Source organism: Mucilaginibacter sp. 5C4, assembly GCF_034345625.1.
Classification (GTDB): domain Bacteria; phylum Bacteroidota; class Bacteroidia; order Sphingobacteriales; family Sphingobacteriaceae; genus Mucilaginibacter; species Mucilaginibacter aurantiaciroseus.
This window is the reverse complement of the sequence record NZ_CP133775.1, coordinates 2662272-2688636: the sequence shown is the minus strand read 5'-3', so window position 1 is coordinate 2688636 and position 26365 is coordinate 2662272. Positions and strand designations below refer to the sequence as shown.

The following is a 26365-nucleotide window of genomic DNA, read 5'->3' as shown; positions in this document are numbered from 1 at the left end:
TAGTGTACATTTAAAAATATGTCAACAAAACGCTTAATATCTTATTGTATAAAGTACACTAAGTTAAATTAATGTAAACCGATTCGTTATTTGTGACTTTAAAATGACATTTGTGCATTTCTATACAGGTATTTGCTATCCGTTGCCGTCGAATCCGGGGTATAGCGTCATGCCACCATCAGCAAAAATGGTAGTACCTGTTATATAATCTGCATCGTCAGAAGCTAAAAAAACAGCTAATTTCCCTATATCATCGGGCTGGCCGATGCGATTGTATGGAATAAGGGTTAAAAGCTTGTTCAAAGCCTCCGGCGTTTCCCAGGCTTCTTTATTAATTGGAGTTTGAATAGCGCCCGGGCCTATGCCTACCACTCGGATTTTATGCGGCGCCAATTCCTGCGCAATACTTTTCATAAACATATTAATGCCCCCCTTGCTGGCCGCGTAATTTACATGCCCCGCCCATGGGATTATCTCGTGTACGCTGCTCATGCAGATGATCTTACCCGCAGCGCGACTAACGCCTTCTACCACTCCCCTCTTAATAAATAGTTTGGCAGCCTCGCGCGAGCAAAGGAATTGCCCCGTAAGGTTAATATTGATGACTGTATTCCACTCGTCCAGGGTCATGTCTACAAATTTGGAATCTTTTTGTAGGCCCGCATTATTAACCAGTATATCTAGCGCGCCATATTTTTGGATGATGGCGGCAAACATAGCTTGTACCTCCCCTTCCTTACTCACATCAGCTTTATAGGCAAATTCTTCTCCGCCTGCGGTATTTATTTCGGCAACAACCTCATTAGCTGCATTTGCATTATGCACGTAGTTTATCAATACCTTTGCCCCTGCTTTGGCAATGGCTATTGCTACGCCTTTACCAATACCACTATCAGCGCCTGTTACTAATGCAATTTGTCCGTTAAGTTTTTGAGGATCCATATCGTGTTATATTATGCTATATGCAAGGCTAATAACATAATAAGGTTTTAATGGGACAGGATTTTAGATAAAAAAAATGTCAGTCTGAGCCTGTCGAAGACTTATACTATAGATAAGTAGTTCGACAGACCCACCATGACAAATGTAATTTACAACGCTTTTATATAATCCAAAAACAGATACAACGCTTTCTTCTTATCCTCGGTTAAATCAAAATCGAGTTTGTGCATCAAGTAATCTTCCAGGTCAAAATCTGCGCGTTGAGGCAGGGTTTTTAAAAGCTCGTGCCTGTGGGCAAGGCCATGGCGAAGCGCCTGGTTAAATTCTTTGATGAACTCCTCGGAGATGGGTTTATTAGCTATCCACGCGGCAAATACAAATGGTAGCCCGGTGAATTTTTGCCATTCTTCAGAAAGGTCATAAACATATTTGTACTGATCTTTTTTACCGAATGTACGGTCGCCAATTTGTACAAAGGCAGTTTGCTCATCTTGCGAAGTGGAATAGTCATCGGCACCTGTAATCAACTCGGGCTGTATTTTCCAAAAGTTTTTTAACAGTACCTTAGCCAGGTTATTTGAGCTGCGCGATTCCGGGTCGAGTTGTAGGTGCTTCACATCCTTTATATCGCAATTGCTGAATACAAATACGGAGTTTACTGCGCCAACGGCGCCAATGCAATAGTTAGATATAATCTCCCATTTGGGCAGGCTTAAAGTAGCGGCCACAGGTATTAAACCTATATCAGCCTTATCATCTATTAGTTTTTGGGCACAGTCTGATGGCATATCAAGACTTAGGTCTATCTTATCTTTGATATCGAAATGTTGCAGGCCGTATAAAAAGGGTTTGGTGTTAGTATAACTAACGGCAGATATTCTTATCTTATTCACTTATCGTTCTCTATAAATTTTCAAATGCAATGCGTTATTGGCTTCTACAATGCGGAAACGACTGCCATCATAAGTTACCTTGTAAAGCACAAGGTTTTGGTGCGGAAAGGTATCCATCTGCGTAAGCGGCAGATCTGTTAAAATACACATCAGCAAACGTAATGCACGGCCGTGCATACATACCAATACATTTTTCTCTTCAGGGTGACTCATGATAATATCGAGCGCCTGTAGTTGCCTTGCCTTTACTTCATTAGGGCTTTCGCCACCTTCAAACTTAGTATTGAGCTTACCGTCTAACCAATTGCGCATCAGGTCTAAAAACGCGGCTTTGGTTTCGGGCGTGGCGGGTTGTCCTTCGTGGATGCCCCAGGCAAGCTCATCCAAACCTTCCAGCTTTTCGTATGGCAAGCCAAGGTCTATAAACTGCTGGATGCTTTGCTGCGTGCGCTTTAGTTCGGATATGTAGATCTTATCGAAAGGTACTTCCTTGTAAGCCTGGTAAAATAAGTCGGCCTGGTAGCGGCCTTCGTCGTTTAAATCGGTATCGCGGCCGCGGCCCTGTACAATGCCTTGCTTATTAAGATCTGTTTGCCCGTGGCGTACTATATATAATGTCTTTTCTACTTTGTTCATTTGTTCAATAGTTCATTTGTTCATTGGTCCGTATGTTCATTATAAACCATCGGTCAATTGGTTAACACCAATTACCTAATGAACAAATGAACCAGTAAACTAATTTATAACCGGCAGTTTGTAAAAGCGCGGTTTTACTTCATCAGGAAACTGGTAATCATTGTAATCGGTCACCACGTTATAAAGCGTATCGCGCTCTATTGGGTAGCGCCCTGCATTTTTGATAAGCTCTACTAATTCTTTAGTACTCATGGCCGGTTTTTGCTCTTCTGCGCCCGCCATCGAGTATATCTTCGTAGTATCATCAAGCGTACCGTCGATATCATCCACCCCAAAGTTAAGTGATAGTTGCGCGGTGGTACGGCTGATCATGGCCCAGTAAGCTTTTATATGGTCAAAATTATCCAGGTAGATACGTGCGATAGCGTAATTACGCAAATCTTCAACTACAGTCGATTCCGGCACATTACTCATTTGGTTATCCTGGTTACGGAACTTCAACGGAATAAACGTTTGGAAACCGCCTGTTTTATCCTGCAGTTGGCGCAATTGTTCCATGTGGTCAACCCGATGATGGAACTTCTCGATATGTCCGTAAAGCATGGTTGCGTTTGAGCGCATACCCAGTTTGTGCCATTCCTCATGGATGGCCAGCCACTGGTCACCGGTACATTTATCTTTGGCTATCAGGTCGCGTACTTCAGGATGGAAGATTTCCGCACCTCCGCCCGGCATAGATTCCAGACCTGCGTCTTTCATCAACTTCATGCCTGTAGCGTAATCTATTTTAGCTTTTTTAAAGATGTAATGATACTCGACAGGTGTTAATGCTTTAACGTGCAGATCGGGCCTGTGTGCTTTTATCCTGCTAAATAATTCCGAATAAAAAGCAACATCGTACTGTGGCAATACACCGCCTACAATGTGCACTTCGGTAACGGGCTGGTCGTCATATTTTTTAACAATATCCAGCATCTCGTCCATGGTATACTCCCATCCGTCGGCACGTTGTTTTATGAGGCGCGAGTAAGAACAGAATTTACAATCGTAAACACAAAGGTTAGTGGGCTCGATGTGGAAATTACGGTTAAAGTATGTTTTATCACCGTGTTTTTGTTCGCGTATGTAATTGGCAAGTACTCCCAGATAACCCAGCTCGGCCTTTTCGTAAAGCAGGACGCCTTCATCAAATGTGATGCGCTGGTTATGGAGTACCTTCTCAGCAATCTGTTTTAGTGCCGGTAAAAGCTGAGGATTATTTAGCAAAACCAGAAAATTATCTGATACTTCCATTATAAAAATATTTGAGCAAATGTAACAATTTGCATTAGTTTTAAAATGGAAGTATCATTATAATGAGTGTTTGAACACCCAACTATGACAGTGTGGTTACAGATGGAAAGTCAATCACATTTTTCTGATATCTTTAATATGCACTCCGTTGAAACAATCGTCCTGACAACCTTTGGGTACATATCCTGCCGATGAGATCATCCCTTCGTTAGCGGTCTCAAAGTAAATGTCATTTTGTTTAGGATCCGCCTTTAACTATATACTTTTGGCTTTAGTATAAACTTGATCCAATGTACGCATTTTGAAAGCGCCGCTGTTGGTATGGGTATTTAAAGAAGATTCATTTTCTATCCATGTTTCACTAATAACTAAATCAGCGGTATTGGGCTTGTAGGTACCTGCAATATATTCACGTGCGGTAACCTTGCCATTTGTTACCGTAATTTTCGTTTCGATGTGATTCCCCAATACCGACCCTGTATAAGCAGTGTACGAATAAGAGTTATTACTTTGATTTCTAAAGGTAAGCCATTTGTTATGGCTGTCATTCAACTTATCGCTAAACTCAACTTTTTTACAAGCCGACAAGCATATTAATGCGGCAATAATCAACATAAAGGCTTTTTTCATGGATTAGGTTTTATATAATTACGCAGAAAGTAAATAAAGTGCTACACTTTACACGTTAAAAAAAAATCAATTTATAAATTAGCAGCATTATGAAAATAGAAACTATAGCCATCCATGCAGGTAACCATACCGATGCCTCAACAAAAGCAGTTGTACAACCCATTGTTATGGCAACTACGTTTGAGCGCGATGCTGATGGCGGGTTTTCTGCGGGCTATCAATACAGCCGTTCGGCCAACCCTAACCGAACCTCGTTAGAAAATGTGCTGGCACAATTAGAGGGCGGTGTTGAGGCTGCGGCTTTTTCATCCGGTAACGCAGCAGGCATGTCGGTTTTCCAATCATTGGAGCCGGGTACGCATATCATTGCGCCGGATGATATGTATCATGGCTTACGTAACCAGCTAAAGGCACTTTTTGCGGGGATATTGGAGTTTGATTTTGTAGATGTGAATGATAGTGATGTTTTACAGGCACATATCAAACCCAACACCGGAGTGATATGGATAGAAACACCATCTAACCCATTATTAAAAATTACCGACATTAAAAAGGTAGTGGCGATAGCCCGTCAGCACAATATAAAAGTAGTGTGTGATAATACCTTCGCCACACCTGTTTGTCAAAACCCGCTTGCTTTGGGCGCCAATCTTGTAATGCATTCATCAACCAAATACTTTGGCGGCCACAGCGATTTGATGGGTGGCGCGTTAATTACCGCCAAAAAAAGCGACTGGTGGGAAAAGATCCGCAATGTGCAAACCATGGGTGGAGCGGTGCCCTCCCCTATGGATTGCTACTACTTGGTGCGCAGTATTAAAACCCTGCCTTACCGTGTTAAAGGCCATGTACACAATGCGCAATTACTGGCCGCGTTTTTAGAGAAACACCTACGTATAGAGCAAGTAATGTATCCCGGCCTCCCTTCGCATCCACAGTATGATATTGTTAAAGCGCAGATGAGCCTTCCAGGCGCCATGATGTCGTTCACACTAAAGGGTGGCGAAGCGGAAGCGAAGAAAGTAGTTAATTCCCTTAAAATTTTTACCCAGGCCACCAGCCTTGGCGGGGTAGAAAGTTTGATTGAACATCGCGCCAGCGTTGAAGGAACGGATACCAAAACACCATTGAATTTGCTAAGAGTTTCGGTTGGGTTAGAACATATCGATGATCTGATAGCTGATCTGGAACAGGCAATGGTATAATATTTATAGACGAACACAGCTCTTTTACATCGAAATGATAATTTATTAAACATTTAATTTGGATTATAAATTCCTATTACCCTATATTTGAAACATTATTTGGTAGCAATACTACGATCAATTTTCCCTCACACGGATTTTGGTTTATAAAGAAGCGGCGAGAGATCAGGCTCAGAGAACCGCTGGCAACCCTACAAGGTGTAGAAGGTGCCAATTCCTGTCCCGGAGAATAGTTAACCGGGGGATATAAATTTTTAATCATGAAAAGTTTAACTTACCTACAGCAAAATACATCGCAGGCCCCATCGGCCCAAACTTTAGCATACAACCAATCTCAAGGCTGTATTTGTATGTGTTGTTGCTGCTGTTAATTCGCTAACACGTTCCCTTTTCTGTTTTCCTGAAAATACGTGATCTGCCGAATGGGATAGTTTTATCCTGCCGTAATCTTAACATTTCCAATTAAAAACTCTTAATCTACAGAACATGTCTAACTTAAAATTTGAAACACTGCAACTACATGCCGGTCAGGAAGTTGATACTACCACAGGTGCCCGTGCAGTACCATTATTTCAAACCTCTTCATACGTATTTAAAAATGCCGAGCATGGCGCAAACCTTTTCGCGCTAAAGGAATTTGGCAACATCTATACCCGTTTAATGAACCCCACCACCGATGTTTTTGAGAAGCGCATTGCTGCTCTTGAAGGTGGTATAGCGGCTTTGGCAACAGCATCCGGACAGGCAGCGCAGTTCATCGCGTTAAACAACATTTTACAGGCCGGCGATAACTTTGTTACTTCCCCTTTCCTATATGGCGGTACATACAATCAATTCAAAGTAGCTTTTAAACGTTTGGGTATCGAAGTACGTTTCGCCCAGGACGATACAGCAGAGAATATTGAAAAACATATCGACAATAAAACCAAAGCTATTTATACAGAAACTATTGGTAACCCCGGTTTCAGTATTCCCGATTTTGAAAAATTGGCGGCATTAGCCAAAAAGCACGATCTGCCGTTGATAGTTGATAATACATTCGCAGCAGGTGGGTACCTGTTCCGCCCATTACAACATGGCGCGCATGTGGTTGTGGAATCTACTACCAAATGGATCAACGGACATGGCACAAGCATTGGCGGTGTTATTGTTGATGGCGGTACTTATAATTGGGGTAACGGCAAATTCCCGCAATTTACCGAGCCAAGCGAAGGTTACCATGGATTAGTATTTAATGATGTATTTGGTGTTAACGGTCCGTTTGGCAATATCAACTTTATTATTCGTGCCCGTGTAGAAGGTTTGAGAGATTTCGGCCCTTCGCAATCACCATTCAATTCATGGCTAAATATCCAGGGATTGGAAACCTTATCCCTGCGAGTACAGCGCCATGTAGATAACACGCTTGAATTGGCCAAGTGGCTGGAAAAACACCCGCAGGTAGAATCGGTTAACTATCCGGGGTTAGAATCGTCTGCATATCACACGCTTGCCAAAAAATATCTAAAAAATGGCTTTGGCGCGGTATTGTCGTTCAAGATAAAGGGTGACAAGGAATTGGCGAATAACTTGATTGACAACCTGCAATTAGTTAGCCATTTAGCCAACGTTGGCGATGCAAAAACATTAATTATACAACCATCGGCTACTACGCATCAGCAATTATCAGACATTGAGCAGATCTCTGCAGGAGTACTGCCGGGCGTATTACGCGTGGCGGTTGGTATTGAACATATAGATGATATTAAAGCTGATTTTGCACAGGCATTTGCCAAAATACAGCAGCTTGAATTAGCATAAGAGTTTTTTAGTTTTTTAAGTGATGTTATTATGGGGGCGGTTGTTTTAGCCAACTGCTCCCCAATAACGAAGAATAACAAATGAGCACACAGAGTTTTACATATACCGGAACGTTTGAACTGGAATCCGGCCAGAAACTGCAAGGACTTACAATTGGCTTTACTACCTATGGAAGCCTCAATAAAAACCGGGATAATGTGGTATGGGTATGCCATGCCCTAACTGCAAATTCTGATGTTTTTGACTGGTGGAAAGGGCTTTTCGGCCCCGAAGACCACTTCAATCCCGACGAACATTTTATTGTTTGTGCTAATGTGTTAGGCTCGTCTTATGGTACAGTTAGCCCTCTTGACACTAATCCGAATACAGGCCAGCCATATTACCTGGCTTTCCCGGAGTTTACCATTCGTGATATTGTAAAGGCGCATACATTATTGGCTGATCATTTAGATATCAATCATATCGAAATTTTATTAGGTGGATCATTAGGTGGCCAGCAGGCTATAGAGTGGAGCATTATTGAGCCGGAACGCATCAAAAACCTGATATTGATAGCAACAAATGCGAATCATTCACCATGGGGCATTGCCTTTAATGAGTCGCAACGTTTGGCTATCACGGCCGACCGTACCTTTTACGCCGGTGCGCCAGATGGTGGCAGTAAAGGCTTAAAAGCGGCGCGAAGCATAGCGCTCCTATCCTACCGTAGTTATAAAACTTACGGCATCACACAGCAGGAAGATGGTGATGGTACTACTGATAATTTTAAAGCATCAACTTACCAAGGTTACCAGGGCGAAAAATTAGTAAACCGTTTTAACGCCTACAGTTACTGGTATCTATCTAAAGCGATGGATTCGCATAACGTAGGCCGCGGCAGGCATGGGGTTGATAAAGCATTGAGTTTGATAAAGGCACGTACATTGGTTATCGGCATCAAATCGGATGTGCTATTTCCTATCGAAGAGCAGCAATACCTGTTCAGGCATATCCCAAAATCGGCCTTTGCCGAATTGGATTCGTTTTATGGACACGATGGATTTCTAATTGAAACAGAAGACTTAACAAACATCATCACATCGTTTTTTAAAACCGATGTAAAAGGAAAAATAATAGAACTACAAAAAATAGCTTAATGAGCAAGAAACTGAATATAGGCCTCTTCGGATTTGGAGTTGTGGGCCAGGGGTTGTACGATATCATCAAAACAAAAGACCTGAACATCGAGATCGTTAAAATTGCCATCAAAAACCCGAGCAAAGAACGTTCGTTACCGAAAGAACTTTTCACAACCGATAGAGACGAGATTCTGAACAACCCGGAAATCAATACCGTGGTTGAACTGATAAACGATACCGAGGCTGCTTTCGAAATTGTATCACGTGCGTTAAGCACAGGTAAAAACGTGGTATCGGCCAGTAAAAAAATGATAGCTACTTACCTGAATGAGTTGATAGAACTTCAACAGATCCACGGAACGTCTTTATTATACGAAGGTGCGGTTTGTGGCAGTATCCCTATCATCCGTAACCTGGAGGAGTATTATGACAACGAATTGCTCCACTCTATCAGCGGTATCTTTAATGGGTCATCAAACTACATTCTTTCTAAAGGTTATTTAGAGAACCTTGATTACGATACTGCACTTAAACAAGCACAGGACCTTGGCTTTGCCGAAACCGACCCGACAATGGATGTTGGCGGCTACGATGCTAAGTATAAACTGATCATCGCGGCAGCACATGCCTATGGTGTTGTGATCAACCCTGAGGATGTATTGAACATAGGGATCCAAAACTTGTCACCAAATGATCTGCAATACGCCCGCGAGAAGAAATTAAAGATAAAGCTTGTACCGGTTGCTAAGGAACTTGACGATAAGCACGTTACTCTTTTTGTTTTACCTAAGTTTGTGAATGAAACCGAGTTTTTATATAACGTGGAGTATGAATATAATGGTGTAACCGTACAGGCAGCCTTTGCCGATCAACAATTCTTTTTTGGTAAAGGTGCAGGCGGCCATCCAACCGGTTCTGCAGTACTATCAGATATAGCAGCCTTGCGTTACGATTATCAATACGAATACAAAAAAGCTAAGGGTGTAAATAACCTGCAATTCACCAACAATGTAGAAGTTAACATATACCTGCGTTACGAGGATGAAGGTTTGGTTGAAGCTTTAGAGTTTGAGCACATCCACGAACGTTTTTACTCGGGCAGCTATAAGTTTGTGATAGGTAAAATAAACCTGCAAAAGCTTATTGATAACCAGCAGCGCATAGCAGATACAAAAGCCTTCGTGGCCTTCGCCGATCAGTTAACCGGTATTACCTTAGCTGCAGAAAAACTACAGGTAGCCGAGGCATAGCAACGGGCACACATAATATTATAAAGAGATTGGATCGGTAATGCCGGGCAATCTCTTTTTTGTTTAGGGTTTCTCATTTCTGTATTTACCTGTCATTACGTATCATTGCAAAAATCTTAAACCCTGTTATGCAAAAGCTAAAAAGCATCCTGTTCGATAAACGTTTTATACTTACGCTTTGGTTTGGCTTAAGTTTTTTTGCTGTAGCGAAAGATATTATTACACATCCCGAGAACAAGCTTACCACACATAATAATTATATTATTTATAAACATAACTTTTTAAATCTTATACATGAGCAAAGCTTGTTTGGCCCCGAACCACAATACTATTTCGACCTAAACCATTACGGGCCGGTATTTGGATTGGTTATAGCACCTTTTGCCATATTGCCAAACCAAATTGGCGTAATACTTTGGGTGATGTTTTTAACTTTTATACTGTATTATGCTGTATCTAAACTGCCTTTAAATAATTCGCAAAAGCTGGTTATACTGTTACTTAATATAAATAGTATGATGGGCTCGTCGGGTAACGTACAGGTAAATCCCCTAATAGCAGCGCTGGTAATTTTTAGCTTTATATTTATTAGGAATAAGCAGGATTTTTGGGCTGCCCTGATGATCATTCTGGGTACTGCAATTAAATTATACGGCGTTGTTGGTTTGGCGTTCTTCTTCTTCTCAGATAATAAGGTTAAGTTTATTTTGAGCCTTATGTTTTGGTCGGTAGTGTTATTTGCATTGCCAATGCTGGTGTCATCACCACATTATATTTTAAAAACCTATCGCGACTGGTATCCAGACCTGCTTGCAAAAAACGCTGCCAACCTAGTTTCTACCAGAGGTAATGTAAGTGTAATGGGGATGGTCACTAAAATATTTATGGTTAAAAACTTGGCTAACTTATTTACATTGGTGCCGGGTATACTGCTATTTGGCGCATCAATGCTGCGTATAAAACATTGGCGCAACTCCAAATATCAACTACTGCTACTGGCATCTACATTAATATTTACGGTGATATTTAGTACCGGGTCCGAACCGCCAACCTATATTATTGCATTTATAGGTGTAGGTATCTGGTTTGTTAATTTAGACCGGCCAATTACCAGTTTCGAACGTTTACTTATTGTATTTGCGGTTGTCTTTACAAGCTTTTCAACTTCGGATGTAGTGCCGAGATATATACGGGTCAATTATATAATACCCTATGCTTTGATGGCCTTCCCTTGCTTAATATTGTGGCTAAAAATAATCTATGAAATGCTTACCCGGGATTTTGATAAGCATGGAAAAGTCTTACATATAAGCACGGTTACCGAATAACGATAAACAACAAAGGCTTCCGTAATAGAAGCCTTTGTTGTTGTAGAACTCACAAATTAAATTAACTATATATTTCTGTAACTATAAACTCCTGTTAGTGTCCCAGTTTTCCAGGTAATGGGCTACCCTGCTTACAAATTGTCCGCCCAGCGCACCATCAACAACGCGGTGGTCATACGATAATGACAAGAACATCATGTGCCTGATTGCTATTGCATCACCTTTTGGTGTTTCTATAACGGCTGGTTTCTTTTTAATGGCGCCAACTGCTAATATGGCTACCTGTGGCTGGTTAATAATGGGTGTACCCATTATGTTACCAAACGAACCTACGTTAGTGATGGTAAACGTACCATCGCGTACATCATCGGGCTGTAGCTTATTGTTACGGGCACGGTTTGCCAAGTTGTTAACAGCTTTGGTTATGCCTATCAGGCTTAATTCATCGGCTTTTTTAATAACCGGTACAATTAAGTTTCCACTTGGCAAAGCAGTTGCCATACTGATGTTGATATCCTTTTTCTTTATGATCTGGGTACCGTTAACAGATACGTTGATCATCGGGAAATCTTTTATTGCTTTTACAACCGCCTCAATAAATATCGGGGTGAAGGTTATTTTTTCGCCTTCACGTTTCTCGAATGAGTTTTTAATTTTTTCTCGCCATAGTACAAGTTCGGTAACATCGGCCTCAACAAACGAGGTTACATGCGGCGAAGTGTGCTTGCTGTATACCATATGCTCGGCTATAAGCTTACGCATACGGTCCATTTCTATAATCTCCTGCCCGCCTGATACAGATGTTGCAGCAGGTTGCGGAGCATCTTTAAGGGCTTTGGCTTGTGGTACGGCAGTTTGTGCCGGTGCAGACTGCTGCTGCTGCGTAGGTTGAGGTATTTCTATTTTCGGCGTTGTTGCAATGTATGCAGGCTCAGCTACCGGCTGTGTAGTTACGGCTGGTTGTTGTACCTGCGGTTGCTCAGCATGTTGCGGTGCGGTATAGCCTGGTTGTTGTGTAAATACACCAGAACCACGTTTTTGGATATACTCCAGCAGGTCATCTTTTGTTAAACGGCCTTCGGCGCCTGTACCGGGGATCTGGTCAAGTTCGTTATTGCTAATACCTTCCTGGTTGGCTATGTTTTTTACCAATGGCGAGTAAAAGCGATTACTATAATTTACGCCGTCAACCGGTGTATTTTCTCTTTGTTCAATTTGATTGATGCCGGGAATATCAGCACCTGGTACAGTTGCAGGTGCTTCAGCTACGGGCTGAGGAGTTGGCTGCGCTAAAAATTGTGGTGCTTGTTCTGCAACTGGCCGCGGTGTAGGTTCGGGCGTTTGGGTAACTTCAGGCTCAGGTGATGGTTTGGCTCCCGGTTCGGGTTGCGGAACAGGCGGCGGTGCATCATTACTGTCGGCTTCTTCAGTTTCTATGATGGCTATTACAGAACCTACCTGTACTACCTCATCCTCTTTAAAAAGCTGTTCAATTAATTTTCCTGAAACCGGTGACGGGACTTCCGAATCTACTTTGTCGGTAGCAATTTCCATAACTGCCTCATCTGCTTCTATATAATCGCCCGGTTTTTTAGTCCACTTGATTATCGTTGCTTCCGCAACGCTCTCCCCCATTTTTGGCAGTAATAATTGGTATTTGGCCATAACGAAACAATAGTTCTTGGTTCAAAAATATAGAATTAAACCGGGTCCGCTAATTTTCTTTAAGTAAAGTAATCAACATAAAAAAGGCCGCTACAGCGCTCCTTTCGATGTTTTGCGCGCGCTTGTTACCGAATGTGAATTTCTTTACCACGGTTTTGCCGGTTTTTGCCGCCGCTATCCATACGGTGCCCAAGGGCTTATCGTCGCTGCCGCCCCCCGGCCCTGCAATGCCAGTTATTGCTACCGAAAAATCCGACTTAAACCGCCGCAAAGCACCTTCGGCCATTTCAGTAACCGTTTGTTCGCTTACAGCTCCAAACTGATAAAGTGTTTCGTTTTTTACACCCAAAATATTTTCCTTCAGGCCGTTTGAATAGGTTACTGCCCCACCCAAAAATACCTGCGATGATCCCTCGTGCTGTGTTATCAGGTGTGATACATAACCACCGGTACAGCTTTCGGCTACAGATAGCGTAAGCCCGCGCTCTGCCATATAATTCAGGATCACTTTTTCCAGCGGGATATCTTCCTGGGCAACTACATTAATGCCAACCCGTTCAACTATCCTCGCTGTAAATTCCTCTAAGTTATTTTGTAGTGATGCCTCGCCATCGCCGTAGGCACTTAACCTCAAACGCACCTGCCCCATTTTTGGTAGATAGGCAAGCTTTATGTTTGATGGCAGATCGTTCTCTATATCGGCTATCTTTTCAGCAAGGAATGACTCCCCCTCACCTACCGTCAATATGGTTTTATGGATGATGACCGGCAACTTTAACGTTTGCTTTAGCCTGGGTATCACAGCTTCCTCCATCATGTATTTCATCTCGAAGGGCACGCCGGGCATCGATACATATATCTTCCCATCTACATTAAACCACATACCCGGTGCAGTACCGTTGTTGTTCAATATGATCTCGCAATTTTGGGGTACCTCTGCTTGTTTGCGGTTAACCTCAAGCAGCGGTCGGTTATACTTTTTAAAAATATTTTCAACGTTTTGTAAAGCCTCGTTATTTAAAACAAGGCCAACACCAAAATATTCTGCTATAGTTAATTTGGTAATGTCATCCTTTGTGGGGCCAAGGCCACCGGTTACCAATATAATATCTGCACGTTGTGCGGCTTCGGCAAGGGCTTTAAGAATATGTTGCTTATCGTCTGAGATAGATGAGATCTGTTTAACTCTTATACCCTCTTCATTTAGTTTTTGAGCCATCCATGCCGAATTGGTATCTACTATTTGTCCAATTAGTATCTCGTCGCCAATGGTTATGATCTCTGCCAGCATAATTTAGTTAAAGTTTTGATTGTTGGTGTAATCGCTTCGTTTACTCAGTTTCAGATCCTGCAATATTGATGCCTTAACTTTTAGAGTTACGTTGTATGATTTATAGAAACCAAATGGCAGCCACTGCACCGATAAGTCCCAGCAATGCAGATCGCGATAGATAGCAAAAGAGGTAGCACTGCTTAGCTGCCTTGCCTTAATATCGTAACTGCTGTTATACTGTATCTTCCATTTTTGGGTAAGGCTTATATCGCCACTTACCATTATGGTATTACTTACAGAGCTGTTTATAACCTGGTTTGAATAAGTATAGCTGTAGTTAATAGATATGTTCCATGGGATATTAAAATCAATATATGCGCCGGGGTCGCTATTGATCATGGCAAGCCGTTGCGCTTGGTTAGGATCCATAGTGGCCAGAGTATTACCGACAGGCTGCACAGTTTTAGGCTTGAATGTGGCCGGGTTTAAGGCCCCACTCATTGATAAGCTAAAGCTTTGCAGTAAAGGAAATTTACCATCCTGCCAGCTGTAGCGGTTTACGCGCCTAATATATTTCTGAACTTGGTTGCCGGAAATAGAATCGCGAACCTGTGTAGTGTAGGGGTCAAACGAACCGCTAAAGTTGATATTGATCTTTTGATTTAATATTGCCGTGTGGCCCGAGAAATTGATATTGGCAAGTTTAAGTGAATCGGCCGCGAAGTTATAAAACGTAGAAAAAGTTAAGCCTTGTAGGATCGGGATTTTCCTGGCCACGCCCGACGTGTCGGTGCTTTTTGGTTTCACCTTGGCCTCAATAGTATTATCTAACGAAAAACCTATCCCTGCCTGTTTACCTATTGGCGGCCCTCCGTAAACCGATTGCTCATATATAGAGTAACGTTGCGCATAGTATGGGTAGGGAACAGTTGCCGCGCTTACTGCGGTGCGGTAATAACCATAACTTGGGTCACCAAAATCGGGTTGATAGTTAAAGCTGATAGATGGGGTGGTTACGTGCCTTATTGCTATTAAATTACCTTTTCTAAACGGTATAGTACCATATACCTTGGTAGACACACCTGCATTTAAGCTATATTGATAGTTACGGGTAAAGCCTTGTACGGTATCGGTAACCGGTAAGATCTGGCCTGCTACAGTACCTCTGTCAAACCTCCTGCGGATGCTTTGCATATACCAGCGTTCGGAATAGTTAATACCCGTATTAAACTGAAAGTATTTAAGAAACGTGGCATTAAAGGCAACAGGGATAGTATGTTGTACACCGTTTTGCAAACGCTTGGTAAAAGTACTCGATTTAAATAACTCGGCCTCCGGTATCGCGTTCAATTTGTTTGTACCTACCAGGCTATAACCAACGGTAATGCGCTGATACCATTTTTGCTCGCCCACACGATTTTTAGAATCAAAAGGGCTTAATGTAGCCATGTTAAAGCTAAAAGTAGGCAATTCCAGCGTTACCGTTTTAGCGGTAAGGTCCTGGCTGTGGCCTAAACTTACATTTAAGTTGAAAGGTGTGCCCGCCCATGTTTTACCATATGATATACTTGAACGTAAGTTGTTTTGTGTTAACTGTGTTAAGTTATAGTTGTTTTGGCCCGGGCTGTTTCTGTAGAAGCTTGATGTACCTGCGTTAACCGATGCACTAAAGGTTGTACCCGGGTTAGCGTTAGGGTCTTGCGAGTGTGTCCAGGCTATATTAAAATCTTTAATGGCCGGGTCGCCGGCAAGACCGTAATTGTGCGAGCCATAGCTTAAAGTTAAGCTACCGCCGTATTTATATTTTTTCAGGTAACGTGCGTTTGTATTTATCTCGTAAGATCCTTTTGAATACAAGGTAGCCATAGTAGTAAGGTCGATATAATCGCTCAACGCAAGGTAATAACCAATGTTACGCAGGTAAAAACCCAGTTTTTGATCCTCACCAAATGTTGGCAATATAAGGCCGGATGTACGCGAGTCCGGCTTGGGAAAAAAGCCGAACGGTATACCTAATGGCAACGGTACTCCCGCGATTTCTAAATATGCGGGGCCGGATATGATCCGGTTTTTTTGGCCGATACCCTTTGTAATAACAATACCAAAGTGAGTTTCGGGATACGGGAGATCACATGTGCTGAATATTACATTACGGTAAGCTACCTCGGTTTCGTTTAAGCGTTTTGCCTGGCCGCCGGATATAAAGTTACCCTCCTGCTCTGATGCCGGGTTCCAGATCTTTCCTTTTTTGGTTTTATAATCAAATAATAATGAATCTGATGCTACCGGCTTTTCTTTACCTGATTTAGATAAAGGCCGCCCCACATATCGCCTTGTTTTAGGGTCGATTGCGCCACGCGCAAATATCTGGTGCTTGTTTTCATCAACGCGGATGTATTCGGCATCAAGCTCAAAGTCTTCATAGGTTACACGTGCACGACCATATAAGTATTTGATCTTAGAATCGTTATCAATAAAGGATGAATCTTCGGCAGTGGCTTTTAAAATTGATTTTAGCCCACCCGCGCTTGGTGTGGTATCTCTTTTAGTGTTTAATGTTGCCGTATTGGGAGCGGTAAAATTACGGCCTTTTGTTTTGGTGTTATTTACTTTTATTGTCGATTTAGGCTGGATGATTTTGCGGCCCTTTGTAGAATCGGCTTTTATAATGGTATCTTTAACAGTTATATAGTGGAATCCCGTTTTTGCAGAGGCTACTATGTTAACCGTTAATATTATTAAAATTGTAAAAAAAGGCTTAACTAATTTCAAAGTTGATTATGAATAGTATTTTTGCAGGTACAGTTAACAGCGTTCAAAGCTAATGAAAAATAAAATATTGAACAGGTTGAAAAGAACGATTTGTGGCTTTGCCGCAATATTAATTTGCTTCTCATTATTTTCGTTTACTCCAACAGATCTCGTAAAAAAGGACACCGTTGTAAACAGTTTTAAACTTAAAACAGTTATCATAGATGCAGGCCATGGTGTTAAGCCAACCAATCCCCCACCCGGCCATTACTCGCCCGGTGCAGGCGGCTCTTTTTCTAACGAAAGGAATGTAACGCTTGCCATCGCACTAAAATTGCAGAAGGCAGTTGAAAAAGATGTTGAGGGTGTAAAAGCCGTTTTAACCCGCACAACCGAAGAGGATGTTTCCTTTGAAAGGCGTGCCGAAATAGCCAATCAAAACAAGGGGAATTTATTTATTTCCATTCACTGTAATTCCTTGTCAGACAGGGTGGTTCGTGAGCGTGTGGGTACAAAGCGTGGTAAGGCAGTTTATAAGTCGGTACGGGTGCCGGATCGTTCCGGTAAAGGGGCTTTAATGTTGGTTTACGGTTTGCATCGGTCGCGTGAAGAACAAAATGCCATTAAAAATAACCAAGTTGAAGATGAAGCTGGCATTGAAGGTGGCGCTTTAGACCCTAACGACCCTATAGTTGTTATACTTACCGACGCCTATATGCGTAAATTTCGTAAACAAAGTATAAAAATTGCAAACTTAATTAATGAAGAGATTGTTGGGACAAACGGAAGACGAAGCGAAGGGTTGCGCGAACAGGGCCTTTACGTGCTTTGCCACAGTGCAATGCCGTCTGTACTGTTTGAAACAGGCTACATTAATAACCCCGAAGATGAAGAGTATTTAAACTCCGAAGAAGGGCAAACAGAGATAGTTAATTCGATAGTACGGGCTATTAATAAGTATAAAGTGCAAATGGAACAAGTTACAGCAAACTAAAACACAAAAAATATACATACATCTACACACCTTTATGAAAATATCTAACGAAACAAAAATTGGGGCACTTACAGCTGTTGCCATCACCGTGTTAATATTGGGATACAGCTTTCTCCGCGGAAATGATGTTTTCTCATCGGCCAATAAATTTTATGCCATTTACCGCAGTGTAGAGGGATTAACCATCTCAAAACCGGTACTGGTAAACGGTTTCCAAATTGGCCGTGTATCTAAAATGGCATTACAAGGAGATGGCCGCACCATTGTTGAATTTAAAGTAGATAAACAATACAACGTACCCGATAATACCTTGGCTAAATTAGAAAGTACCGACCTTTTGGGCGGTAAAGCTATTGTTTTTCAACTGGGCGCCAGCATGAAATATGCGCAAGACCAGGATACACTGCGTGCCGATATACAAGGCAGCCTTGCTGAAAGCTTACAGCCAATCCAGAAAAAGGCCGAGGTTTTAATAACCAAAGTAGATTCGGCCTTGAGTTCGATCAATAAAATAATGAACCCACGTTTCCAGGCCAATGTAGATAGGAGTTTTGCAAGCATTGCCAATTCACTGCAAACTTTAGAAAGCACTACCAAAAAGATAGATGCCATTGTAGGAGCGCAAAGCACACATATCAACAGTATTATGGCTAACGCCGATGCTGCATCAAGTAATTTAAAAACCAGCACCGGTAACCTTAACGGTATATCTGCCAACTTTGAAAAGTTTAGCACCGATCTGGCTAACTCTAATATTAAAGGGACTTTAGACAATGCTAACAAAGCCATGGGTGGCTTGCAAACCACTATCGATAAAATAAACAGCGGACAGGGATCATTAGGTTTACTGATGAACGATACTAAGATGTACGATAACTTAAACACAGCATCGGGTAACCTTAACAACTTGTTTATTGATATTAAAGCACACCCAAGCCGTTACATACACTTCTCTGTATTTGGTAAAAAGGGTGACTAAGTTTTTAGGATAGCTTTAAATAAAATTAATACGAACGCCGATTTTAATTATCTTAGGGAGTTAAAACCGGCGTTTCTGTTTCGGATGAAATCTCACAATCTACCTTCCGTTCAGAAACCAGTTTTGTTTTAACGATCACCTAAAATCCAATTATCAAAATGAAAATTCTTTCAGAACCAATAGGGAGCATTCCAAGATCTCCTGAATTAATAGCTGCTATTATTTCGCCAAATACTAACAGGGCCGACTTACAAAAACTATACGACAACGCTATAAAAGAAACCATAAAAGCCCTTGAAGATACCGGCTCGCCCGTTATTAGCGATGGCGAACAAACCAAATCGAGCTTTGCCACCTACCCTCTTGAAGGGCTTACAAATTTATCCCCCGAAGGGATGAGGATAGATTTTAAAGATGGGCATCACAGGCAACTGCCATTGTTAAACAGCGGCCCGTTCAAGTACGGCAAGTATGCTGTAGAATATCTTAAAGCTGCGCAGCAACAAACACAGTTACCTGTAAAACAAGCCATCATTTCGGCATCGGCCCTTAGTTTGATCTATCCTCAAGATGGCATAGAGGGTTATACCCAGGCCGAGTTTATGGATGACCTGCTAAACGAATGTGAGAAAGACATCCGCTTATGTTTGGAGAAGGGTGCTTACAAAGTGCAAATGGATTTTACTGAAGGACGCTTGTCGTTAAAACTCGACCCCTCAGGAGGTGTTTTAAAGCATTTTATAGCCGTTAATAATCAGGTATTTGATCGCTTTAGTCAACAAGATCAAAAAAAGCTTGGGGTACATGTATGCCCGGGTGGCGATCATAATTCTACACACAGCGCCGATATTGATTACGCGGATTTTTTACCCTCTTTATTTGATTTAAATGTTGGCAGCTTTTATTTGCAATTGGCAAGCGAACCGGACAGGGTTAAGGTTTTGAAGATCATCAAACAATATCTTAAACCTAACCAAACTGTTTTCGTTGGTGTAATTAATGTGCTGAACCCGGTAGTTGAAACCAGTGAACAAGTAAAAGACAGGATTATTGAAGCCGCGGAATATATACCGTTAAGCCAGTTGGGCACTACAGATGATTGCGGATTTTCTCCGTTCTGCGACGATGTGTCTACCACGCGTGAAACCGCTTTTGCAAAGATCAAAGCACGTATCGAAGGTACGAAGCTTGCTGAAGCTCAATTGCTTTCTTAAGTAATTGATTATTCACTTATAACAAACGTTTTTCCCTCTACAGCAAGTTCTGTGTTGGGGAAAGCGCTTTGGGCTTCGTCAAGCAATTCGTTAAGTGTTTTATAGCGGGCCGAGAAATGTCCTATAACCAGCTTTTCGGCATTAACCCTTACTGCTACCTCCCCTGCCTGTAACGCGGTTGTGTGGTGCGTTTGGTTGGCCCTATCCAGCATGTCATGTAAAAATGTAGCCTCGTGGTACAACAACGTGGCCGAGTTTATCTGTTGCAGGTATTTTTCAGTATATAATGTATCAGATACGTAGGCGTATGATTTAGGCTCTTGTGGCGAAGTTGTAAGTGTTTCGTTTTTGTAGATTGTTCCGTTCGGTGCTGTGTAATCACCGCCTTTTTTCAGGTAACTATACTCAGATACCGGCACATCAAGATTTTCGATCTTCTCTTTGATCAATTTACGCAAACGCTTTTTCTGGCGGAACAAAAAACCCGTACAAGGGATCCGATGATCGAGCGGAATGGTCTCTACAAAAACATCCTGGTTCTCTAATATGATACCTTTTTGTGTAGCATCGGTAAATACATACTCAATAGGATAATTCAGTGTTGTTTCAGAATACTTTAATTGTAGATCGATGATCTCTTTTAAAGGCGCGGGGCAAAATAACTTAAGTTCTTTTTTACGGCCGTTAAGGTGCATTGACGAGAGAAGGCCAACCAAGCCAAGGTAATGGTCGCCGTGCAGGTGGCTAATAAAAATATAGTCTATGCGGCTTGCTTTAACATCAAAACGCAGCATTTGCTGCTGTGTACCTTCGGCACAGTCAACCAAATAAAGCTTTTCGTTTATGTTAAGTACCTGCGCTGTGGGGTTCCGGTTAAAAATGGGGGTTGCAGAGCTGCTGCCCAGTATTGTGACTTCAAATTTCATACCGGGGGGAAAGGTTATTATCTGATTTCTCTTTTCAGTTCTTTTTCTATTTCTTCCATGAAGATAAGGTCGATGCCTTCTTCGCAGGTAGGTACTATTGAAAGAACGTTATCTAATTGTGAGATGGTTATTAAGCGTGAAACTGCCTCATTGAGCCCGCAAAGGATGAATGAACCAGTTGCGTTTTTACATAAGCGATGTCCCACCAATAAACTGCTTAAGCCCGATGAATCTGCAAATTTAACCTGCGAAAGATCAAGGATGATGTTCCTTTGTCCTTCGGTATTGATCAGTATCAACTCGGATTTTAGCTGAGGTGTGATCAACGAGTTTAATTTTGACTCGTTAAGCTTAATAAGAATATATTTCTCGTGCTTGTCAACCGTGAATTTCATTTTGTTATAATTAAGAAGCTAAGATATAATTAATTTATCTTATAATAAAAAACTTACATAGAGGCTAATGCTCTATTTATCGCGTTTTCTAGTCGTTTTACCACATCTGCGATCTCCGGTTTAACAAAGGTTTCGCCGGTAATTTGCTCATATAGTTCAATGTATCGTTCAGATATCGAACTTACGATTTCCGGGGTCATCACAGGCACTGTTTGTCCGTCCTTGCCCTGGAAACCATTATCAATAAGCCACTTTCTAACAAACTCTTTTGAAAGTTGTTTTTGAGCTTCGCCGCTCTCCTGCCTTTCAGCATATCCCTCGCTGTAGAAGTACCTTGACGAATCAGGTGTGTGGATCTCATCTATCAGGTAAATGGTGTCTCCTACCTTGCCAAACTCGTACTTGGTATCAACCAAGATCAGGCCTTGCTTAGCAGCGATCTCGGTACCGCGATGAAATAGTTGGCGCGTATAATTTTCTAACTGAATATAATCAGCTTCGCCTACAATACCTTGTTTCAGGATCTCTTCACGGGAGATATCCTCGTCATGGCCTACCGATGCTTTTGTAGTTGGGGTAATGATGGGCTCAGGTAATTTATCGTTCTCCTTTAAACCATCGGCAAGGGCAACGCCACAAACCTGTTTGCGGCCCGCTGCGTACTCGCGTGCGGCATGCCCAGCTAGATACCCGCGAATCACCATCTCTACCTTAAACGGCTCGCAAATGCGGCCTATGGTAACAGATGGGTCAGGTACATTGATCACCCAGTTAGGAACTATATCTGAAGTTGCTTGTAAAAACTTGGCAGCTATTTGGTTTAGCACCTGCCCCTTGTAAGGGATAGCCTCGGGCAGTACCACGTCGAACGCGGAGATGCGGTCGGTAACCACCATGGCAAGGTATTTATCTTTTATTGTATAAACATCGCGGACCTTACCTTTGTAATAATTGGTTTGTCCGTCAAAATTAAAATGTGTTTCTTTTATTGCGTCCATGTTATATTAGAATCAAGAGTCAAGAATTAAGACACAAGAAAAATTCCTGTCTTATATTCCTGACTCTAAAAGTCTTGCATCTGTTATTGTATATCCCCGTAAGCTTCCAAAATGCGTTTTACCAGTTTGTGGCGTACAACATCTTCTCCGCTCAGGTAAACAATTTCGATACCGCTTATGTCAGTTAATATGCGCAGGGCCGTATATAAGCCCGATTGCTGTTTCTTTGGTAAATCAATTTGTGTAACATCACCCGTTACGATGAATTTGGCTGATGGACCCATGCGTGTCAGGAACATTTTTAGCTGCATGTCTGTAGCATTCTGCGCCTCATCCAAAATCACAAAACAGTTATCAAGTGTACGGCCGCGCATAAATGCCAGCGGGGCGATCTCGATGGTGCGGTTCTCCAGGTAAAGCTTCAACTTCTCGGCCGGGATCATATCATCAAGCGCATCATATAAAGGGCGCAAATATGGGTCGATCTTTTCCTTTAGATCGCCGGGCAAAAACCCCAGGTTCTCCCCTGCCTCAACTGCGGGGCGGGTAAGGATGATACGTTTGATCTCTTTGTTTTTTAATGCCCTTACTGCCAGTGCAACCGCGGTATAGGTTTTACCCGTACCGGCAGGGCCAATAGCGAAAAGGATGTCGTTTTTGGCAAGGCTATCCACCATGCGGTGCTGGTTTGGCGTGCGCGCCCTTACCATAATGCCATTGGGGCCAAAAACCAGTACTTCGCCGCTTGCAAATTTGTCGGGAGTACTTTCGCCGGCTGCTGCGGGTTTGGCTGTAGGCTTGCTGCCCAATATGCGCTCCACATCAATTACGGTAAGTCCCTCAAATTTTTCTACATGCTGTACCAGGTGGTCAAACTTCTCCTGGAAAACGCTTAGTTCGTGTTCATCACCCAAAACTTTAACATCGCTGCCACGCGCAACTATTTTAAGCTTAGGGAATTGCTTTTTAATGATCTCGAAATGGTCGTTATTCGGGCCCCATAATACGGCGGGGTTTATCTGCTCAATTGTTAACTTTAGCTCGTTCAATAGGAATTGATTTTTGACAGTTTACGAATTTTTATGAATTAAAAATTGAATATTTGCACCTTTAATACTCTACAAGATTAGCAATAAATATTTACAAAATTAATGGCAATTATAACTTTAACTACTGACCTGGGCGATAAAGATATTTATCAGGCTGCCCTTAAAGGTAGTATTTATAAATTGCTCCCAACAGTAAATATTGTAGATATTACTAACAATGTTGCCGCCTTTAATGTGCAGCAAGCCGCCTTTATTTTAAAGAACAGTTTTTACTATTTCCCAGACAATACTGTACACCTAATAGGTATTGATACTGTGTACAATACGCAAACCCGCTACCTTGCCGTACGTTACAAAAACCACTACTTTGTTGGGGCCGATAATGGCATATTTTCGTTAATGTTTAACGAGGAGCCGGATGAGATTGTGGAAATAAATATTATGCAGGATCTGAAGTTCCTGCATTTCCCGCTGGCGGATATTTTTGTGAAGGCTGCATGCCATTTAGCCAACGGCGGTACCCTTGCCGAAATTGGCCTGCCGGTTACCAGTGTAGAAAATAAAATGACCCTGCAACCTGTTATCGAAAAGAACCTCATCAAGGGCGCGGTAATCTATATCGACTCGTTCCAAAACGTGATAACCAACGTTACCAAAGAATTTTTTAACCGCGTGCAGCAAGGTCGCCGGTTTGTGCTTTACTTTAAACGTAACGAAACCATAAACCAGTTGAGCTGGCACTACAATGAAGTGCCAGAAGGCGAAAAACTTTGTCTCTTCGGTATTAGCGACCACCTCGAAATCGCCATAAATAAAGGCAATGCCAGCGGTCTGTTAGGCCTAAACCTTGGCGATAGCGTAATTATTGATTTTCAGTAACACTGATTACTTTTCCATTCATCCTAACGTCAATTTTACACACGGGCGTTAAATACAAACTTTAAACACTTAGTTTTACAGGTTGATAACCCAAAAAATATAAATGGCACGAGGCAGACTGAACAGTGGCAGCAAAGCAGAAGCAGAATTACCCAAAGCAAAGTTAAACCTGGATAGCGTTAGGCGCATCAGCAAACTAATATCCTACATAAAACCATACAAAGGCAAATTTATAGCCGGTATGGTCTTTTTATTCCTGTCGAGTTTAACAGGGTTGGCATTCCCTTCGCTGTTAGGTGCATTGATAGATGCCTCGCAAGGCAAACAAAAATACGCTTTTTTACCACCTACCATAAATGCCATTGGGCTATTGGCCTTTGGGATACTATTTGTACAAGCCTTTGTATCATTTTTTAGGGTTGTTTGGTTTGTGCAGGTTGCCGAGAAGGCACTTGCCGATATCCGCCGCGATACCTATTTTAGGCTGATCACCCTACCCATGAATTTTTTCGCTAACCGCAGGGTTGGCGAACTAAATAGCCGCATCTCTGCCGATCTATCGCAGATACAGGATACCATGACCACTACCTTTGCAGAAATGATAAGGCAACTGGTTTTATTGGTTGGCGGTATTACCCTGCTTACCATCGTATCATTTAAACTAACGTTAGCTTTATTGCTGATGCTGCCGGTATTGGTAGTAGTTGCAGTATTCTTCGGTAAATTCATCCGTAACTTGTCAAGGCAGGCACAAGATAAACTGGCAGAATCAAATACAATTATCGAAGAAACACTACAAGGTATAGCTAATGTAAAGGCGTTTGTGAACGAAGCCTTTGAAGCCGGCCGCTACAATAAGAACCTGCGCGAGGTGGTTAAAATAGCTGTGAAGGGCGCTGTTTTCCGCGGGATTTTTGCATCTTTCATCGTATTCTGTTTATTCGGATCGATTGTGGGCGTAATTTGGTACGGTTCCATATTGGTTCACCAGCACGAGCTTTCGGTTGGTAGCTTAACAACCTTTATATTATATTCCATTTTTGTAGGCGCTGCTATGGGCAGCTTCCCTGAGCTATATGCCAATCTGCAAAAAGCTGTTGGTGCCAGCGAACGTGTTTTAGAGATCCTGGACGAAAAGGGCGAGGATGTATCTATCAATGCAGAGGATAACGTCATTAAGCAAAAAATTAGCGGCAACCTGGCGTTTAACAATGTCGTGTTTGCATATCCGTCGCGTTCGGAGTTAACTGTATTAAAAGATATTTCATTTACGGCGAATGCAGGTCAAAAAGTGGCCATCGTTGGGCCAAGTGGGTCGGGTAAATCTACCATGGCAGCGCTTATCCTGCAATTTTACCATCCGCAGAGCGGGAGCATTTATTTCGACGGATTGGATGTCGATGAATATGCTTTAACCGATATCCGCAATCAGGTAGCTATTGTTCCTCAGGATGTGTTGCTGTTTGGCGGCACTATTTTAGAGAACATCGCCTACGGTAAACTGGGTTCAGATAAAGACGAGATCATCGCGGCAGCTAAAAAGGCCAATGCAGATCAATTCATCAGTTCTTTCCCTGAAGGTTATGATACTATTGTTGGTGAACGTGGTGTAAAGTTATCAGGAGGCCAGCGTCAGCGGATCGCTATTGCACGTGCGCTGCTTAAAAACCCTGCTATATTGATACTGGATGAGGCTACCTCTTCCCTTGATTCGGAATCTGAACGTTTGGTACAGGAGGCTTTGGAAGTACTTATGAAAGGCCGCACGTCCATCATTATAGCCCACCGTTTATCAACCATCCGCGAGGCAGATAAGATCATCGTACTGGAGAAAGGTAACATCATTGAAACCGGTAACCACCAGGAACTGATAGCAAACGAACAGGGCTTGTACCGTTACCTTAGCCAGCTACAATTCGAAACCGCGCAGAGTTAATTTACCGGGTGTCCCACTATTTATTACACAATGCGGGATGTATATTTAATTAATTGATAATAAGGTATTTGCATTAATTTGACATTCCAATTTATATCAATAAAAAATTTACATATCAATATATAACTATTTGTATATTAATATTTTATAATTTTAACGTTAGGTGTCCCACTCGTTTATGAATGGGACGGAATGGGACACCTCTTTTACC

22 protein-coding genes and 1 riboswitch are annotated in these 26365 nt (G+C 42.1%); of the genes, 10 read left to right on the top strand and 12 right to left on the bottom strand.

The features are described from left to right. Positions 1–135: 135 nt before the first annotated feature. The 5 genes from RHM67_RS12635 to RHM67_RS12615 all read right to left on the bottom strand — a co-directional run bounded on the left by RHM67_RS12635 (position 136) and on the right by RHM67_RS12615 (position 4394). Positions 136–942 (bottom strand): SDR family oxidoreductase, encoded by an 807-nt coding sequence (locus tag RHM67_RS12635; RefSeq protein ID WP_322227111.1) that lies wholly within the window; start codon positions 940–942, stop codon positions 136–138. 149 nt (positions 943–1091) lie between these two features. Beyond that, the gene (locus RHM67_RS12630; protein WP_322227110.1) at positions 1092–1835 is read right to left on the bottom strand and encodes a menaquinone biosynthesis protein; all 744 of its coding nucleotides are present in this window, start codon (positions 1833–1835) and stop codon (positions 1092–1094) included. Beyond that, complete coding sequence (locus RHM67_RS12625; protein WP_322227109.1) at positions 1836–2471, bottom strand: histidine phosphatase family protein; 636 nt, start codon at positions 2469–2471, stop codon at positions 1836–1838. Positions 2472–2570: 99 nt separating this feature from the next. Beyond that, on the bottom strand, positions 2571–3764 hold the full coding sequence (gene mqnE, locus RHM67_RS12620; RefSeq protein ID WP_322227108.1) for an aminofutalosine synthase MqnE: 1194 nt from the start codon (positions 3762–3764) through the stop codon (positions 2571–2573). A gap of 255 nt (positions 3765–4019) precedes the next feature. Further along, on the bottom strand, positions 4020–4394 hold the full coding sequence (locus tag RHM67_RS12615; protein ID WP_322227106.1) for a hypothetical protein: 375 nt from the start codon (positions 4392–4394) through the stop codon (positions 4020–4022). A gap of 89 nt (positions 4395–4483) precedes the next feature. On the opposite strand from RHM67_RS12615, the gene RHM67_RS12610 reads away from it, so the two are divergent. From RHM67_RS12610 to RHM67_RS12590, 5 genes are all read left to right on the top strand, one after another. Further along, on the top strand, positions 4484–5599 hold the full coding sequence (locus tag RHM67_RS12610; RefSeq protein WP_322227105.1) for a trans-sulfuration enzyme family protein: 1116 nt from the start codon (positions 4484–4486) through the stop codon (positions 5597–5599). A gap of 141 nt (positions 5600–5740) precedes the next feature. Continuing rightward, positions 5741–5852: riboswitch (SAM riboswitch) on the top strand. 233 nt (positions 5853–6085) lie between these two features. Then, the gene (locus tag RHM67_RS12605) at positions 6086–7399 is read left to right on the top strand and encodes an O-acetylhomoserine aminocarboxypropyltransferase/cysteine synthase (RefSeq protein ID WP_322227104.1); all 1314 of its coding nucleotides are present in this window, start codon (positions 6086–6088) and stop codon (positions 7397–7399) included. Between the two features lie 80 nt (positions 7400–7479). Further along, positions 7480–8535, top strand: coding sequence for an alpha/beta fold hydrolase (locus tag RHM67_RS12600; RefSeq protein WP_322227103.1), 1056 nt, complete (start codon positions 7480–7482; stop codon positions 8533–8535). After that, positions 8535–9767: a homoserine dehydrogenase gene (locus RHM67_RS12595; RefSeq protein WP_322227101.1), complete on the top strand. Its 1233-nt coding sequence runs from the start codon at positions 8535–8537 to the stop codon at positions 9765–9767. Before RHM67_RS12600 ends, RHM67_RS12595 begins: the two co-directional genes overlap by 1 nt. 128 nt (positions 9768–9895) lie before the next feature. After that, a complete protein-coding gene (locus RHM67_RS12590) occupies positions 9896–11095 on the top strand; it encodes a glycosyltransferase family 87 protein (protein WP_322227100.1) in 1200 nt (399 codons plus the stop codon). An 81-nt stretch (positions 11096–11176) separates the two neighbouring features. Here RHM67_RS12590 and RHM67_RS12585 read toward each other — a convergent pair whose 3' ends face one another. Genes RHM67_RS12585 through RHM67_RS12575 form a run of 3 tightly spaced genes read right to left on the bottom strand, consistent with a single transcriptional unit; the run spans position 11177 to position 16805 of the window. Further along, positions 11177–12760 (bottom strand): 2-oxo acid dehydrogenase subunit E2, encoded by a 1584-nt coding sequence (locus tag RHM67_RS12585; protein ID WP_322227099.1) that lies wholly within the window; start codon positions 12758–12760, stop codon positions 11177–11179. Between the two features lie 49 nt (positions 12761–12809). Then, positions 12810–14051 carry a competence/damage-inducible protein A gene (locus RHM67_RS12580; RefSeq protein WP_322227098.1) on the bottom strand — a complete coding sequence of 414 codons (1242 nt, stop codon included), beginning with the start codon at positions 14049–14051 and terminating at the stop codon, positions 12810–12812. Between the two features lie 3 nt (positions 14052–14054). Beyond that, positions 14055–16805, bottom strand: coding sequence for a putative LPS assembly protein LptD (locus RHM67_RS12575; RefSeq protein ID WP_322227097.1), 2751 nt, complete (start codon positions 16803–16805; stop codon positions 14055–14057). 52 nt (positions 16806–16857) lie between these two features. Here RHM67_RS12575 and RHM67_RS12570 point away from each other — a divergent pair, with 52 nt between their 5' ends. The 3 genes from RHM67_RS12570 to RHM67_RS12560 all read left to right on the top strand — a co-directional run bounded on the left by RHM67_RS12570 (position 16858) and on the right by RHM67_RS12560 (position 19971). Further along, positions 16858–17778 (top strand): N-acetylmuramoyl-L-alanine amidase, encoded by a 921-nt coding sequence (locus RHM67_RS12570; protein ID WP_322227095.1) that lies wholly within the window; start codon positions 16858–16860, stop codon positions 17776–17778. 34 nt (positions 17779–17812) lie between these two features. Next, positions 17813–18757 (top strand): MlaD family protein, encoded by a 945-nt coding sequence (locus tag RHM67_RS12565; RefSeq protein ID WP_322227093.1) that lies wholly within the window; start codon positions 17813–17815, stop codon positions 18755–18757. A gap of 158 nt (positions 18758–18915) precedes the next feature. Beyond that, positions 18916–19971, top strand: a complete 1056-nt coding sequence (locus tag RHM67_RS12560) for a cobalamin-independent methionine synthase II family protein (protein WP_322227091.1) — start codon at positions 18916–18918, stop codon at positions 19969–19971. 8 nt (positions 19972–19979) lie between these two features. Here RHM67_RS12560 and RHM67_RS12555 read toward each other — a convergent pair whose 3' ends face one another. The 4 genes from RHM67_RS12555 to RHM67_RS12540 all read right to left on the bottom strand — a co-directional run bounded on the left by RHM67_RS12555 (position 19980) and on the right by RHM67_RS12540 (position 23339). Further along, entirely contained in the window at positions 19980–20897 is a 918-nt protein-coding gene (locus tag RHM67_RS12555) for a ribonuclease Z (protein WP_322227090.1), read from the bottom strand. A gap of 17 nt (positions 20898–20914) precedes the next feature. After that, positions 20915–21292, bottom strand: coding sequence for an STAS domain-containing protein (locus RHM67_RS12550; RefSeq protein ID WP_322227089.1), 378 nt, complete (start codon positions 21290–21292; stop codon positions 20915–20917). Positions 21293–21345: 53 nt separating this feature from the next. Continuing rightward, positions 21346–22290, bottom strand: coding sequence for a phosphoribosylaminoimidazolesuccinocarboxamide synthase (locus RHM67_RS12545; RefSeq protein ID WP_322227088.1), 945 nt, complete (start codon positions 22288–22290; stop codon positions 21346–21348). An 83-nt stretch (positions 22291–22373) separates the two neighbouring features. Next, positions 22374–23339, bottom strand: coding sequence for a PhoH family protein (locus RHM67_RS12540; RefSeq protein WP_252757059.1), 966 nt, complete (start codon positions 23337–23339; stop codon positions 22374–22376). Positions 23340–23441: 102 nt separating this feature from the next. On the opposite strand from RHM67_RS12540, the gene RHM67_RS12535 reads away from it, so the two are divergent. Both RHM67_RS12535 and RHM67_RS12530 read left to right on the top strand, forming a co-directional pair. Further along, positions 23442–24218, top strand: coding sequence for an SAM-dependent chlorinase/fluorinase (locus RHM67_RS12535; RefSeq protein WP_322227087.1), 777 nt, complete (start codon positions 23442–23444; stop codon positions 24216–24218). Positions 24219–24321: 103 nt separating this feature from the next. After that, complete coding sequence (locus tag RHM67_RS12530) at positions 24322–26154, top strand: ABC transporter ATP-binding protein (RefSeq protein WP_322227086.1); 1833 nt, start codon at positions 24322–24324, stop codon at positions 26152–26154. Positions 26155–26365: the final 211 nt, after the last annotated feature.

Excerpts from the sequence above, each read along its gene's own strand:
- RHM67_RS12635 (WP_322227111.1), bottom strand. The coding sequence starts at position 942 with ATGGATCCTCAAAAACTTAACGGACAAATTGCATTAGTAACAGGCGCT.
- RHM67_RS12625 (WP_322227109.1), bottom strand. The coding sequence starts at position 2,471 with ATGAACAAAGTAGAAAAGACATTATATATAGTACGCCACGGGCAAACA.
- mqnE (WP_322227108.1), bottom strand. The coding sequence starts at position 3,764 with ATGGAAGTATCAGATAATTTTCTGGTTTTGCTAAATAATCCTCAGCTT.
- RHM67_RS12615 (WP_322227106.1), bottom strand. The coding sequence starts at position 4,394 with ATGAAAAAAGCCTTTATGTTGATTATTGCCGCATTAATATGCTTGTCG.
- RHM67_RS12610 (WP_322227105.1), top strand. The coding sequence starts at position 4,484 with ATGAAAATAGAAACTATAGCCATCCATGCAGGTAACCATACCGATGCC.
- RHM67_RS12605 (WP_322227104.1), top strand. The coding sequence starts at position 6,086 with ATGTCTAACTTAAAATTTGAAACACTGCAACTACATGCCGGTCAGGAA.
- RHM67_RS12600 (WP_322227103.1), top strand. The coding sequence starts at position 7,480 with ATGAGCACACAGAGTTTTACATATACCGGAACGTTTGAACTGGAATCC.
- RHM67_RS12595 (WP_322227101.1), top strand. The coding sequence starts at position 8,535 with ATGAGCAAGAAACTGAATATAGGCCTCTTCGGATTTGGAGTTGTGGGC.
- RHM67_RS12590 (WP_322227100.1), top strand. The coding sequence starts at position 9,896 with ATGCAAAAGCTAAAAAGCATCCTGTTCGATAAACGTTTTATACTTACG.
- RHM67_RS12585 (WP_322227099.1), bottom strand. The coding sequence starts at position 12,760 with ATGGCCAAATACCAATTATTACTGCCAAAAATGGGGGAGAGCGTTGCG.
- RHM67_RS12580 (WP_322227098.1), bottom strand. The coding sequence starts at position 14,051 with ATGCTGGCAGAGATCATAACCATTGGCGACGAGATACTAATTGGACAA.
- RHM67_RS12570 (WP_322227095.1), top strand. The coding sequence starts at position 16,858 with ATGAAAAATAAAATATTGAACAGGTTGAAAAGAACGATTTGTGGCTTT.
- RHM67_RS12565 (WP_322227093.1), top strand. The coding sequence starts at position 17,813 with ATGAAAATATCTAACGAAACAAAAATTGGGGCACTTACAGCTGTTGCC.
- RHM67_RS12560 (WP_322227091.1), top strand. The coding sequence starts at position 18,916 with ATGAAAATTCTTTCAGAACCAATAGGGAGCATTCCAAGATCTCCTGAA.
- RHM67_RS12555 (WP_322227090.1), bottom strand. The coding sequence starts at position 20,897 with ATGAAATTTGAAGTCACAATACTGGGCAGCAGCTCTGCAACCCCCATT.
- RHM67_RS12550 (WP_322227089.1), bottom strand. The coding sequence starts at position 21,292 with ATGAAATTCACGGTTGACAAGCACGAGAAATATATTCTTATTAAGCTT.
- RHM67_RS12545 (WP_322227088.1), bottom strand. The coding sequence starts at position 22,290 with ATGGACGCAATAAAAGAAACACATTTTAATTTTGACGGACAAACCAAT.
- RHM67_RS12535 (WP_322227087.1), top strand. The coding sequence starts at position 23,442 with ATGGCAATTATAACTTTAACTACTGACCTGGGCGATAAAGATATTTAT.
- RHM67_RS12530 (WP_322227086.1), top strand. The coding sequence starts at position 24,322 with ATGGCACGAGGCAGACTGAACAGTGGCAGCAAAGCAGAAGCAGAATTA.